This is a genomic window from Paenibacillus xylanilyticus, assembly GCF_013359935.1.
Taxonomy (GTDB): Bacteria; Bacillota; Bacilli; order Paenibacillales; family Paenibacillaceae; genus Paenibacillus; species Paenibacillus xylanilyticus.
The window spans coordinates 163,352-177,406 of record NZ_JABMCB010000190.1 but is presented as its reverse complement, the minus strand read 5'-3'; the positions used below and the strand labels follow the sequence as shown (position 1 = coordinate 177,406).

Below are 14,055 nucleotides of genomic sequence, written 5' to 3'. Positions count from 1 at the left end.
AAAGGTGGGATTTGAAGATGAACAATTCCAATAAAAATGCCAGACCTCGGCTGATCATCGCTGGAACCGGCAGCGGTGCCGGGAAAACAACGGTGACCCTCGGCCTGATGAAAGCACTTGCCCAGCGCGGATTGCGTGTACAGGGCTTCAAATGCGGCCCGGATTATATTGACCCTACCTACCATACTGCCGTCACAGGAAGAGCATCTCGCAATCTGGATGCATGGATGACATCTCCCGAGTATGTTCGGAATACGTTTGCCAAGGCTTCAGCGGGACATGATATTTCCATCATAGAAGGCGTCATGGGATTGTACGATGGGAAAGATCCACTCAGCAATACGGGTTCTACAGCGGAGATCGCTCTCGTAACTCAAACCCCGGTGATCCTGGTTGTCGATGTTCGCAGCATGGCTCGCAGTGCGGCTGCGATTGTGCTTGGTTTTCAACAGCTGGAGCCTGAATTGAACATTGCAGGCGTCATCGTCAATCGCTGCGGAAGTGCGGGTCACTACAGCATCGTGAAGAAAGCCATTGAGCAAATGTGCGGTATTCCCGTTGTAGGCTGGCTGAAGCGGGATGAAGACATGTCCATTCCGGAGAGACATCTGGGGCTGGTCCCTGCCATTGAGCGCGGCGAACTTGAACCGTTATTTCAACGGGCTGCGGACGTGCTGCTGGAAGGAACCGATCTGGACATGATTGTGGAGCTTGCAGCGAGTGCTCCGCCTTTGGAGGGAAACACGTCAGAATACATTGATATCGCGGTGGAAAATCCTGTTTCCGGACCATACGATAGTAAGCCCGATGTCCGCAAGGATGTCGGTTCTGGATCAGCAGGAGAAGAGGAAACGATCGTCAATATGCGCCCTGTCATTGCTGTTGCACGGGATGCTGCATTTAATTTTTACTATCTGGACAATCTGGAATTGCTTGAAGCTGCGGGTGCTAAGCTTGCCTATTTCAGTCCGCTTGCGGGTGAGGGCATTCCATCGGATGCGGATGGCATTTATCTTGGCGGGGGCTTCCCGGAGGAGTTTGCAGCTGTCATTGCAGAGAACGAGTTATTCTTAAGTGGGCTGCGTCAGGCAGTGCGCAGTGATATGCCTCTGTTTGCAGAGTGTGGCGGATACATGGTGCTTGCCGAGACGCTGACTGACAGGCAGGGTGTAACCCACAGCATGGCGGGTATTATTCCCGCACAGGTGCAGATGCAAGTGAAGCGAGCGGCACTCGGGTATCGGGAGGCAAGCGCAGTTCAGGACTCTTTTTTACTGAAAAAAGGAGAAGTGCTTCGGGGTCATGAGTTCCACTATTCGACAATGACCTATCGGAAGGAAGACACCATTCCTTATGCGTATGAGACCAAGGGATTACGAGGCCTGAAGCAGGAGGGGTATGCCTCAGGTCATATCGTTGCCGGGTATACGCATGTCCATCTGGGTTCGTATCCTGATGCAGCACGGAGATGGGTAGAGCATTGTTTGACGTACCGATTAGGAAAAAGAGGTCAGTAACGAGGATGGAATCCGGTTATAAGTTAGAAAAATGAGGTGGTAACTCCTGAGCAAGTCTCATGAGACTTTGGTCGTGAAGTTCAGCTTTCCCGTATACAATTAAAGGTTTTTGCCTGACCATGTGGAATGAATTATAAGATAGAGTAGCCTGACGAAGGAGGGATAGTAAGATGAAAACCGTATGTGTAACCGGGGCAGCCCGGGGACTTGGACTCGCTTTGACGGCACAAATGCTGAAGAGAGGTTATATTGTTTATGCAGCAGGTCTCGATGTGGAAGAATCCGAAGGGATTCGTCTGCTTACGCAAGCTTATCCGGAGCATCTCCGAGTCATCGAGCTGGATATTTCCGACGATCTCTCGGTTGCCCTTTTTACCGAAACGCTCAAACTGGATACAGAACATCTGGATATGCTGATCAATAATGCGGCTATACTAGGGAATATTACGGACCACGTCCGTGGACCGTTAAATTTTGCAGAGATGGCGGAGGTATTCAACGTGAATACCCTGGGTTCGCTGCGTGTAACTCATGCACTGCTGCCCCTCCTTCTTCAGGGAGCAGGCAAGCTGATTGTGGACATCTCTTCGGAGGCAGGCAGTATTGAGCAATGCAGCAGGCATGGCTGGTTTGCCTACTGCATGTCCAAATCTGCGCTGAACATGCAGGCCCGTCTTGTGCATAACGGTCTGAAGGATGAAGGTGGACAAGTCATGCTGATTCATCCCGGGTGGGTGCAGAGCTATATGAGCGGGGAACTGAATACCGCCGCAGACCTCACGCCAGAACAATCGGCACAGCATATCGCAGCGCTCATCGACCGTCATAAGGAGTTTATGGGTGATCAGCCTGCGTATGTAGACTACAAGGGGGACGAGCTTCCCTGGTAATCTTGTTTATAAATTGAGTCTATTTTTGCACGATAACGGAGAGCGCAGAACCAATCTGAAGAAACGAAGTGCTCGGTCTATCCCTGGATTTTCTCCTTTATAAAAGGATTCAAAAAATCTGGAGATAACAGCGATCGTAAGATGGTTCTGCAATCGGAGTGAACTGTGTAGGAACTTTTCTCATTTTATATATGTTTAACTTGAAAGGAGTTTTTATTAATGGACCATCGTAAAAAGGCATTGTTACTCGGCGATTATACACATCCAGACTGGCATCCGCTGCAGGATGTTGACGCAGAGATCAGCCGTATTTTTCATGATAGCATGACCGTGCAGTGCAGCGAGAATCGCAACATGCTGCTGCAGGAAAATATATCCGGATTTGATGTGTGTATCTCCTACATGGACGATTGGAAAGGAAAAGTCTCTCCTCAGCAGACAGCCGGACTGCTGTCCTACGTCAGTAACGGAGGTGGACTGGTCATTCTACATAACGGGATTTCGCTTCAAAATCGTTATGAGCTCAAGCAGATGATTGGTGCCAAGTTTCTGCACCATCCACCGTATGCACCGCTGGAGTTTACCGTAACAGAACATAAACATCCCGTGACCGAAGGAATCACTGGATTCACGATGGAAGAGGAGCCCTATCTGTTCGAGTTCGGATCATTTGCGGAAACGACCGTTCTGCTTGAATACCAAACTGAGGATGGACCTAAGCCGGCAGCTTGGGCGCATACCTATGGGCTGGGCCGGATCGTTTACCTTATGCCAGGACATCATGTGCCTTCTTTTGCAAACGAATCCTATCGCCAGCTGATTTTGCAGGCAGGCAAATGGGCCGCACGTTACGTGTAATCTGACCGTTTCTTTGAGGTGCAGTCCATAAAGAGTATAATATAGAGATCAATGAAGAGGAGGATGACAGGAATGAGCGATTTGTTCAAAAAGGCGATCTCGTTAGGGCTGGGTCTTACCGTCGTAAGCAAGGAAAAAATTGAAAAAACCGTAGATGATCTGGTCAAGCGCGGGGAACTTGCGCCCGGTGAATCCAAAGCTTTGGTTGAGCGTCTGATGGAACGGGGCGATGAAGAGCAGAGCCAGTTCAAGAAAATCATCCATGAGCAGGTTAAACGAGTGCTTCAGGAAGTTGGTGTGCCGTCCGAGAGTGATGTCACCAGTCTAGAACAGCGCGTTGCGGTACTGGAGAAAAAGCTCGCCGAACTGGGTCACACACCACAGCTTCAACCAGATGCATCCCCAGCTCCACTTGAAGTTCCTCCTCCGCTTAAAGGAAACGAGATCGAGTAGATGGCTGTGCGAATTAAACATGTCGGCAGATACCGGGAAATTGCCATGGCGCTGGTGCGTCATGGCTTCGGTTATATGGTCGAGGAGCTGGGCCTGTTCCAGCTGCTGGCCATACCCCGGCGGTGGATGTCACGTGAAGCACATACAACCAAAACGCTGAGTGAACGAATCAGGCTTGTGCTGCAGGAGCTGGGGCCGGCTTTCGTCAAGCTGGGGCAACTGGCAAGCACAAGAGCAGATTTGCTGCCTGAGCCGGTCATCCGTGAACTGGTGAAGCTGCAGGATCAGGTGCCACCGTTTTCTTCGGAGACGGCACGGGGTATTTTGGAACAGGAATTGGATATACCGCTGGAAGAGATCTTTTCCCGGTTCGAGGATACCCCTGTGGCTGCAGCCAGCATTGGACAGGTGCATCTGGGCAAGCTTCGAAGCGGTGAGGCGGTAGCGATCAAGATACAGCGTCCCGGCATCTCGCGAATTGTACAGCGTGATCTGGATATTTTGCGTGAACTCACAGCTATGGCCGAGAAGCGATGGGACTGGGTGAAGCAGTACCAGATTCCGCAAATGGTGGAGGAGTATGCCCAGGCCCTGATGGCTGAACTGGATTATACGGTCGAGGGGCGGAATACGGAAAAGATTGCTCAGCAATACCAACAGGACAATAAGGTCAAAATCCCGTTAATCTACTGGGATCAGACCTCCTCTCGCGTGCTGACCATGGAGTATGTGGAGGGCATCAAACTGAATGACCGTGACGAACTGGTCAGACGTGGACATGACCTGAATGACATTGCTCAGCGGCTGGTGGATTCCTTGTTGAACCAGATCTTTATTCATGGATTCTTCCATGCCGATCCACATCCCGGCAATCTGATGGTGCTCAAAGATGGACGACTCGCTTTTATCGACTTCGGCATGGTGGGAAGTCTAAGCGATGAGATGAAGCAGCAGCTGGCTTCGCTCATCATCGGGCTGATGCGCAAGGACACGGACAGCATGATTCGGGCGATTGAGAAACTGGGCATGATGCCTGATGATATGGATCTCCGTGGTCTTCATAATGATCTGGACAAGCTGCGCAGCAAATATTATGATATTCCCTTTTCCAAGATTAGCGTGGGTCAAGCGCTCAACGATCTGTTCGGTGTCGCTCAAAGGCATCGGGTCGTTATGCCAGCTGATATTGTGCTGCTGGGAAAATCGCTGCTCACGATGGAAGGTGTAATTGAGCATTTGGATCCATCCCTCAGCATTGTGGACATGGCTGAACCCTTCGGCCGCAAACTGCTTAAGGAGCGCTTCAGCCCAGGCAGAATCAAGAACAGGTTGTTCCGCAGTGCAGCCGATCTGGCTGAGAGCGTGATTGGTCTACCGGGACAACTGAGGCAGCTGTCTTCCATTATCAGCAAAGGCAAGCTAAGGCTTGAGATCAGCGTTCCTGAATTGGATGCGCTCATGCGGAGACTGGACCAGATCAGTAACCGGTTGTCTTTCAGCATAGTGCTGCTCGCGTTCTGTATCATTATGGTCGGACTCATTATTGGTTCTTCCATAAGTCATCAGTCAACGATGCTGTGGGATATCCCGGTCATTGAGATCGGCTTTCTGGTCGCCATTCTGATGGTAGCATTCCTGCTCTATTCCATATTTAAATCGGGAAAATTCTAGATTCACTTTATGATGAGAGAGTCGTTAACGCTTCTTGGTGAAAGAAGCAGTAGCGGCTCTTTTTGTTGATCGGAAAATAATCCCTACTGCATACCGCAGATAAACAGAGCATAATCGAGGAATAGTATAAAAAATAGAGATATTTCAGGATTATATATCAATTACGAAGATATATCCTGTTCGTGCAGAGAATACATTCTGTCTATAATAATAGGTCAGTACATAACGGACCCGGTTTTTCTGAGAGGGGAAGACCAGAGGCATCAGAATCAGTATCAGGATGTCTTATAAGCTAGAACCTGAATGTTGCAGCAGAATCATGTGGAATGCACTGGAACGGATAAGACCGGATCGCCATGGATTTTGGGGGATTTTCCCGGGATGATGAGCATCTTGCATTCAAACACGTACAGGCTATGATGCGGAAGGAGTGTTCCGTTGTTTTGTGCTGTCTAACGTGGTTTGGTCAGTGACGGTCCATACTGCTGCGATTCAGGTAATCAACCCACGAGGTTAACCATGTAGGAGGAACGGCAAGAACATATGAATACGTTAAAACAACAATGGTTTGGTAACATTCGCGGAGACGTGCTGGCAGGCATTACGGTAGCGCTGGCGCTTATTCCGGAAGCCATTGCCTTCTCCATCATTGCGGGCGTTGATCCGATGGTCGGATTGTATGCATCCATTACCATTGCCATCGTGATCTCGATTGCGGGCGGCAGACCGGGGATGATCTCGGCCGCAACGGGCGCCATGGCGGTACTAATGGTTGGTCTGGTCAAGGATTACGGCGTGGAATACCTGTTTGCGGCCACGATATTGACGGGTATTATTCAGTTTATTTTGGGAATTTTCAAGGTTGGAAAATTCATTACGTTTGTACCTCACTCGGTGCTGACCGGATTTGTGAACGCCCTGGCGATTCTGATCTTTATGGCGCAGCTGACGCATTTCACGGGCGCGAACTGGATCATGTATGCGATGGTAGCAGGTACCCTTGCGATCATTTATATTTTGCCTCGGTTTTTCAGAGGCGTTCCAGCGCCCCTCATTGCGATCATCGTAATGACAATCATTACGGTAGTATTTCATCTGGATGTGAAGCAGGTTGGTGACATGGGGAATTTGACGAGTACCCTCCCGATGTTCCATTTGCCGAATATTGCATGGACATGGGACACGCTGATGATTTTGCTGCCTTATTCATTCACCATGGCACTGGTCGGTTTGCTGGAATCCCTGCTTACCGCTACCATCGTGGATGAAATGACCGAGACCAAAAGCAGCAAAAACCGTGAGGTGCGTGGTCAAGGGATTGCCAACTTCGTCAACGGTTTATTCGGCGGCATGGGCGGCTGTGCGATGATTGGACAATCCGTCATCAATGTGAAGTCTGGCGGCCGGGGACGGCTGTCCACGTTTACCGCAGGTGCATTCCTGGCCATCTTGTTGCTGCTGCTCAGCGGAGTGGTGAAACAGGTGCCGATGGGTGCGCTGGTTGGCGTCATGTTTATGGTGTGTATCGGGACATTTGACTGGAACTCTATCAAAAATATTGCCCGTGTCCCCCGCGCGGAGGCCTTCGTGATGGTGGTTACGGTGGTTATTGTTGTGATCACCAATGATCTATCCATCGGGGTACTGGTTGGCGTTGTGCTCAGTGCCCTGCATTTTGGGTGGAAACAGGCCAAGATTCGTGTTCATTCCAGTCAGGAGCAAGGACATAAGGTATACCGGGTTCATGGTCCGTTCTTCTTCGGTTCTTCATCCCGCTTTGTGGATGAATTCGATGCCGAGGCTGATCCGGAGGAGATCACGATTGATTTTGGCGGGTCCCATATTTGGGATAACACTGCCGTTGTTGCCATTGGCAAGGTGAAATTCAAGTATGCGAAACTGGGCAAAACGGTGCATCTCCGCGGACTGAACGAGGAGAGCTCGCGTTTGCTGGAGAAAAGCGGATTTGCGGCTTCACAGAGCCACGGTTAATCCGTATAAATAACCTGTAGGTCATAAAATACAATAAAAGGGTGCCGGAACAGGTCCGGTGCCCTTTTGTTTTGCTGGACAAACGTGTAAACTACACGGTATGGAGAAAAAGAGCAGACGGACTGATTGCTTTTTGAAAATCCATTTCATGGGGAAGAATACGTGAAATGGGCTTATCTAAATGAACATACAGAGGTGTAACGATTGGCAAACTTTGAACAACTGGGCATTCGCCCGGAATGGTGCGAGATTCTGAAACATCAGGGGATCGCCGTGCCGACACCGGTACAGGAGCGTTCAATTCCCGTACTGTTAGGCGGACGTGACATTATTGCTGAGGCACAGACAGGCACAGGGAAAACGCTGGCTTTTTTGCTGCCGATTATTCAGAAAATCAACGTATCGGATCGCTCGCCGCAGGCATTAATCATCGCGCCTACACGTGAGCTGGCCCTGCAAATTACAGAGGAAGCGAAGAAGCTGACGGCGAATGATGATAAGCTTCATGTGCTTGCTGTATATGGTGGACAGGACGTGGAGAAGCAGCTGCGCAAACTGCAAAATGGTACTCAGATCGTCATCGGTACACCGGGACGGCTGCTGGATCATCTTCGTCGTGGCACGCTGAAGCTGGATAATGTGAGAAAACTGGTACTGGATGAAGCCGACCAAATGCTGCACATGGGCTTCCTGGATGATGTGGAGACCATTCTTCGTGAACTGCCACACAAACGTCAGACGATGCTGTTCTCGGCAACGATGCCGAAGGGCATTCGCAACCTGGCGAAAAATTACATGAAAGACCCGGAAGATGTGAAGGTATCTTCGAAATCGGTTATCCCGATCAATCAGATTCGTCAGCAGGTGCTCGAGTGCACGGATCGTGGCAAGTTTGATGCACTTCGCGGCATGATTGATACGTATCGCCCATATCTGGCGATTATTTTCTGCCGGACCAAGCGTCGTGCATCCAAACTGAATGAAGATTTGCGCGAAGCAGGATACGAAAGCGACGAGCTTCATGGGGACCTCTCCCAATCCAAGCGTGAGAATGTTATGAAAGCGTTCCGCGACGCGAAACTGCAAATCCTCGTTGCTACCGATGTAGCAGCACGCGGACTGGATGTTGAAGGCGTAACGCATGTATTCAACTATGACATTCCACATGACGCGGAAAGCTATATCCACCGGATCGGCCGTACGGGTCGTGCCGGCGGAACGGGCCTTGCCGTGACGTTTGCAACACAACATGACAGACCGGAACTTGCGCGTATTGAAGAAGGAACCAATCAGAAGCTGACCCGTATCCAGTGGACGAGCGAAGGTCCGGTTGCCTCAACCGGAGCGGCCAGACGTTCCATCAACAGTCAAGGTGATGATGAACGTTCGGGTGGACGCTCCGCCGGGACAGGCAGTGCCCGTCGCGGCGCAGGCCGTACCGGCCGCAGTGAAGGCGGACGTGGAGGCCGTGGCTCCCGCGGCGGTGAAGGTGGACGCAGCGGTGGTCGCAGCGGCGGCCGCAGTGGCGACGAGCGCAGCGCAGGCCGTGGATCTGCGCGCAGCAGTGACAGCAGCCGGGGCGCGGGCCAAGGCGGGCGCGGCGCAGGTCGCAGCGGCGATGAGCGCAGCAGCGGCTGGGCTGGCCGCAGCGCGGACAAGCGTAGCTCCGGCCGCGAAGGCAATCGCCGTCCGGAATCCGCAGGACGCGGACCGGCAAGAGGTGACCGCCGCGATTCTCGTCGCGGACGGTAAACCTTGTCGTCAGCGGCGGTGCAGCCGCGCTGAGCGATGAGTTTGACGCCATGCAGAGGACAGCAGCATGGCGAGAATATCAGAGGACTCGGGTACTGATGTACCGAGTCCTCCATTCAAGGGCCACGACGAATATCCGTCGTGGCCCTTTTTGACATGCAGCATTGCGCGCAACGCTCTGGATTCTGGAACGTATTGGATTAGATATGTGAAAGTAAATGTTTGATCCACTGCTCGGGTGCCATGGTGCATATGTGGAGAATGCAGGTATACAGGAAGTGGGGAAGTCCGTCTGACAATGACATGAAGAGAAAGGCAGATTAGGAGTACATACCGAATTTCATCAAGGAGGCGGATATGATCGATTATGATAATCCCCAGAACAACGTCCAAGAACTGATTGAGAGACAAAGACCGATAAGAGCATCCGTTAAATCGAAGCTGACCACAAACAGGATTATGGGGATCGCGATGGTTGTCGTTCCTCTGCTGCTGATTGTACTCTATTTTTCTGCGGCGACCTGGTTTCTGCTTGGTCTTGTTCCATTTGGTGCTGTAATGTTCTATCGTTCCATGCAAGCCCTGCGGATGGAGTCCTGGCGGGATAACCACCCGGCATATACGAAACTGGATCAGAACGAGGTAAGCTACGTCACTTGGATTCCTCATTCTGACACCTCTGAAGATAACCGGTTTGAAATATCCCGAATTCAACATGTATACTACGGCCGGCATGCCATGGAGCGTATGCATTTTTATATGGAGAAAACCCCGGAGACAGCGATCATGCTGCCCGTCATTCACTTTATTTATGACCAAAACATGAAGCGGAGAGTCCACAGCGTCTCTTTTCTGGATGATAAGGATGCAGAGACATGGCTGGAACGTCTAACCACGATGGGTGTTCAGCTGAAGTTTACGGCAGAGCCCACCTCGGACCGAATGTCAGAAGTAGAGCTGCTGGATAAGCTCCTGAATGACAGGGATCAAAAGCCATTTGTGTTTAAGGGGAATGTGGACGAGCAATTTTACACTTACTTGGACAGGGTTGATGAAGATTTTAGCAGAGCTTATGAGGAAGGCAGTCTGTCCAAAGAAGAGGAAGAGGAGTTCTTGCAGAGAGTGCGAGCATATCAAGAAAAGGAACGTAACTCCTCGGCATTCAGGAATGTCGGTTTAGGCTGGTTTGTATTTCTTCTTCAGTGGGGAGTCGCTTATTACCTGGGCTTGGAGGCAATGCAGGGGAAATTGGATGCGGAACACTGGCTAACACCCAGTATCTGTATCATGGGGTTGAGTGTGCTGTTTTTTGTATTGGTCAAAAGGCTGCGCTGGAAACAGATTCTCATCTACGGCATAGGTTCCTTTATAAACTTGCTTGTCGCAAGTATGGTCCTCGAGCTTCTGGATCATACGGAGCCTGCGGCCGAATTGTACGTCTCCCTGTATTCGAGCGTTTTATTATGCTCAGTACTGCTCTGGATCCCATACGTTCTGATCTATCCATTGAAGGCACGAAAGAGAGAATGACATGGCAGACAGATTCACGGAGTGTTAGTTAACCATTTGGAAAAAGCACCTTATTCTCAGGAGAGGATAAGGTGCTTTTGGGTTGAAGGAAGGCTATTTTTTTAGGGGATACTCCTCCCGAACCCCCTTGTGCCAAAATGGATGCAGGGGTTTGCAGACATTCCATCGTCTATATATTAGGGAATCGTTTTGCACTAAAACACCCATTAGGAATGGATATCTGCATAGTCATTCCGATATTTCTCGTTATACACTCTCCCTACGGATTCGGCCAGACCGCCACGTGCCTTGCCTGGATACTGCTCAAGGGTTCGATACAGCCGCATAAACCGGTCTTTGGGCATAAAGCGAGCGTAGCGGGTAATAAGACTTGGGAATAACTCAATATATTTGCTTTTGCGCACGGCGGCAGCTGCTACGGCGGTCAAAATCTGAATTCCATTGTGCAGCTGTAAAATGTTAACTTCGTATGTGGCAATATACCGGATCGCATCTTCACGAATCAACTCTGGCTTAAGCCGGGCAATTTCGCCGATATATTCGGCCAACAGCCGCTCGAAGCTGCGGAGCAGCAGAGGTTGAAGCTGCAGATCCATATCACTGCGCAGCACGAAGGATTGCAGCAGGGCAACCTGCTGAAGACGAATCCGGTCGTTGTAGACGAGTGAACCAATCTCGCGAAGCATCTCGTAAGCGAGTGCCTCGTCTTCTTTGCGGGCTTCGGCCACGAGAGCCCAGTTCCGGTTGATGCCCTGCCGGATATCCTCCCGATCTTCGTTTAACATGCGCTTCATTTGCCGATTTTCCTGGGCAGGGAAGGAACGGTGATGCATGAAGATGAGCCATCCGATCAGCAGCAGGGTTACCGTGGCTGCCAGCATGGTCTGATCCGTTGTTTCACCAAAATAGGTGGCTGCAGCTCCAAGTAGGGCGGCGAGGAACAGATCGCGAGCGATCCGGCGTTTCACCCGTGATCCGGCACGCTCCTGGATAGAAACCAGGGCACTTCGACCACAGGAAGTACACTCTTCTTCCCAGAGGCAGGTATATTGCCCGCAGCGCTTACAGACATGTAGCTTTTCAAAAGCATGTGTCGTTCGCTTAAAAGGTCTGATGGATACCACTTGTTTGGTACTCATGCTTAATCACGCTCACCATTCAATATAGTGTATAGGGTACGGTCCGAATCTTCCCGTGTCACGGGCTTACGGCCCTGGAAATAAAGGGTGACCCCTTTTATAAGGACAAAAAGAAACAATATGGCGAGGCATCCGTATGTAACCATAGTCGATTCCTTTCTAGGCATAGTTGTTATGCAGAATAGTGTAAATCAGTAGGTTCGGTTTTGTATGATTGCAGTTTGCTGCCAATAACTATATCATATTTCCATAGTTGGAATTAAAATGCCAACGAAAGAGCCGAGTGGGTCGATTTTTGTCAGTCATTACAAAACTGTAACTCAAGATAGGGGTGCTTTTCAGAATATATTAGTAGACTGTTAAGATTTCCTTAAGGCTTGACGCCTATAATAAACTATTCCCATTTTAATCTCAAACGTGAAGGAGTACACCCAATGCTGCGGACAAGCAAAATACGCTGGCTCAGTGGAACCCTGGTTCTGCTGACACTTCTTACGCTGCTGCTGCCTCAGACGTTGCTGCCCCAAGCTGCAGCTGCTCAGGCACAGACGAGCGGGATCGACGCGGTACTTGTAGCCGATGTAAGTAACTCGATGAATACAAGTGACCGTGACAAGATCAGTAATGAAGCCATGAAAATGTTTATTGATATGCTGCCGGTCCAGGGGGACAAGGTAGGGATCGTCGCTTATACCGATCAGGTTGAGCGGGAAAAGGCACTGCTGGAGATTCAGTCCGATGCGGACAAGAGCAGCCTGAAAGACTTTATTGACCAGCTCGGCCGAGGGCCATATACGGATATCTCTGTCGGGGTAGCTGAAGCGGTGAATGTGCTGAATCACGGTGCTGATGCTTCGCATTCCCCAATGATCGTATTGCTGGCTGACGGGAACAACGATTTTAACGATACCAAAGGCCGCACGCAGGCAGAGTCGGATGCGGATTTGGCCAAGGCGGTCAAGGAAGCACAGGATCAGGGCATTCCGGTATATACGATCGGACTGAACGCAGACGGCAAACTGAACAAGGATGCACTTGCTGATCTGGCCAAGCAGACTGGAGGCAAGTCATTCATAACCGATACACCGGATGATCTGCCGCAGATTCTGAGTGAGATTTTTGCAGACCACGCCAAGCTGAATGTCGTGAAATTGCCTTCAATCACAGGGAACGGCAGTTATCAGGAAGTTACCGTGAATGTGCCGAATGATAGCGTGCTTGAAGCGAACATCTCGATTATGTCTTCTAAGCAAGTGCAGATTGAATTGACCGATCCTTCCGGCAAAGCGGTGGACCTGAATTCAGATGAAGCCAAGCTCTCCACATCCAAAAGTTATTCACTGGTGAAGCTTCTCAAGCCGCAGGAGGGAGACTGGAAACTTCGGGTAAAAGGGGCTCCCAAAGATAGCATTGATATCAACCTGCTGTTCAACTATGATCTGCAGCTCGTCGTGGACCCAATTAAGACCAAGTCCTATACGAAAGGTGACAATGTGGATCTGGCAGCCAAGTTGGAAAATGGAGGCCAGCCGCTTCAGGATAATGATCTGTATGCCGATATGAAGGCGACATTGGTCGTGACTGATCTGGATACGGGCAAGAGCGAAGAACAACCGCTGGAAAATACGGGCAGCGGCTTTGCCGGTACCTTTGAAGTGCCGGACAATCATAACTATGAGCTGGTGATTCGTGCGGAAGAAGACAGCTTTTACCGTGAAAGTGCTCCAATCACTATCAATGCGGGCAGTGCAGCAGGCACGGGAACGCAGCCAACCACTTCAGGCGGTGCGCAGGACAAGCCGTTTCCATGGTTACCCGTAATTTTGGGAGTCGTGGCCTTACTGGTGATTGGCGTTGGTGCCTGGTTCCTGATGGGCTGGCTGAAACGCAAAAACCGTGGTTTTGTCGGACAAATTATTGTCGAAATCCGCGATGAGAACACCGGAGACAAGTCCTATCCGCAATACAAAAAGCTGGCTTCCTTCCGGGGCAGATTCCATCTGCACCAGCTGTTGCAGCTCGATCCGGAATTGAAGGAAACCGAAAAATATGTATTTACGCCCAGCAATGGGGATCGAATTATCATTCGCAACACCGCAGGCGGTACATTGGAGAAATCCGGACGTGCCGTTGATGCAAGCTCAGGCGTTGAACTGAAGAACGGTGACCGACTGAGCATCCCGCTGCAACAGGCGGATAAAACCATTTTGATTGAGTATCTGGTCTAAAAGGAATGCCAATAGAAGTTGGTAC

Annotated in this window: 10 protein-coding genes; 9 read left to right on the top strand and 1 reads right to left on the bottom strand. The window is 50.5% G+C overall.

Features of this window, described 5'->3' with window-relative positions; all coding sequences use genetic code 11:
• The first annotated feature begins 17 nt into the window (after window positions 1-17).
• From HP552_RS17780 to HP552_RS17745, 8 genes are all read left to right on the top strand, one after another.
• Window positions 18-1,517, top strand: a complete 1,500-nt coding sequence (locus HP552_RS17780; RefSeq protein WP_175396745.1) for a cobyrinic acid a,c-diamide synthase CobB — start codon at window positions 18-20, stop codon at window positions 1,515-1,517.
• A gap of 170 nt (window positions 1,518-1,687) precedes the next feature.
• Complete coding sequence (locus HP552_RS17775) at window positions 1,688-2,407, top strand: SDR family oxidoreductase (protein WP_175396744.1); 720 nt, start codon at window positions 1,688-1,690, stop codon at window positions 2,405-2,407.
• Window positions 2,408-2,626: 219 nt separating this feature from the next.
• Window positions 2,627-3,265 carry a ThuA domain-containing protein gene (locus HP552_RS17770; protein WP_175396743.1) on the top strand — a complete coding sequence of 213 codons (639 nt, stop codon included), beginning with the start codon at window positions 2,627-2,629 and terminating at the stop codon, window positions 3,263-3,265.
• Between the two features lie 72 nt (window positions 3,266-3,337).
• Window positions 3,338-3,718 (top strand): phasin family protein, encoded by a 381-nt coding sequence (locus HP552_RS17765; protein WP_175396742.1) that lies wholly within the window; start codon window positions 3,338-3,340, stop codon window positions 3,716-3,718.
• Window positions 3,719-5,389: an ABC1 kinase family protein gene (locus tag HP552_RS17760; RefSeq protein WP_175396741.1), complete on the top strand. Its 1,671-nt coding sequence runs from the start codon at window positions 3,719-3,721 to the stop codon at window positions 5,387-5,389.
• Between the two features lie 543 nt (window positions 5,390-5,932).
• A complete protein-coding gene (locus HP552_RS17755; protein ID WP_175396740.1) occupies window positions 5,933-7,381 on the top strand; it encodes a SulP family inorganic anion transporter in 1,449 nt (482 codons plus the stop codon).
• Between the two features lie 204 nt (window positions 7,382-7,585).
• Entirely contained in the window at window positions 7,586-9,133 is a 1,548-nt protein-coding gene (locus HP552_RS17750; RefSeq protein ID WP_175396739.1) for a DEAD/DEAH box helicase, read from the top strand.
• A 357-nt stretch (window positions 9,134-9,490) separates the two neighbouring features.
• Complete coding sequence (locus HP552_RS17745) at window positions 9,491-10,663, top strand: hypothetical protein (RefSeq protein ID WP_175396738.1); 1,173 nt, start codon at window positions 9,491-9,493, stop codon at window positions 10,661-10,663.
• Between the two features lie 206 nt (window positions 10,664-10,869).
• On the opposite strand, the gene HP552_RS17740 is transcribed toward HP552_RS17745, so the two are convergent.
• Window positions 10,870-11,802: a hypothetical protein gene (locus HP552_RS17740; protein WP_175396737.1), complete on the bottom strand. Its 933-nt coding sequence runs from the start codon at window positions 11,800-11,802 to the stop codon at window positions 10,870-10,872.
• A gap of 434 nt (window positions 11,803-12,236) precedes the next feature.
• On the opposite strand from HP552_RS17740, the gene HP552_RS17735 reads away from it, so the two are divergent.
• On the top strand, window positions 12,237-14,030 hold the full coding sequence (locus HP552_RS17735) for a vWA domain-containing protein (protein ID WP_175396736.1): 1,794 nt from the start codon (window positions 12,237-12,239) through the stop codon (window positions 14,028-14,030).
• Window positions 14,031-14,055 lie beyond the last annotated feature (25 nt).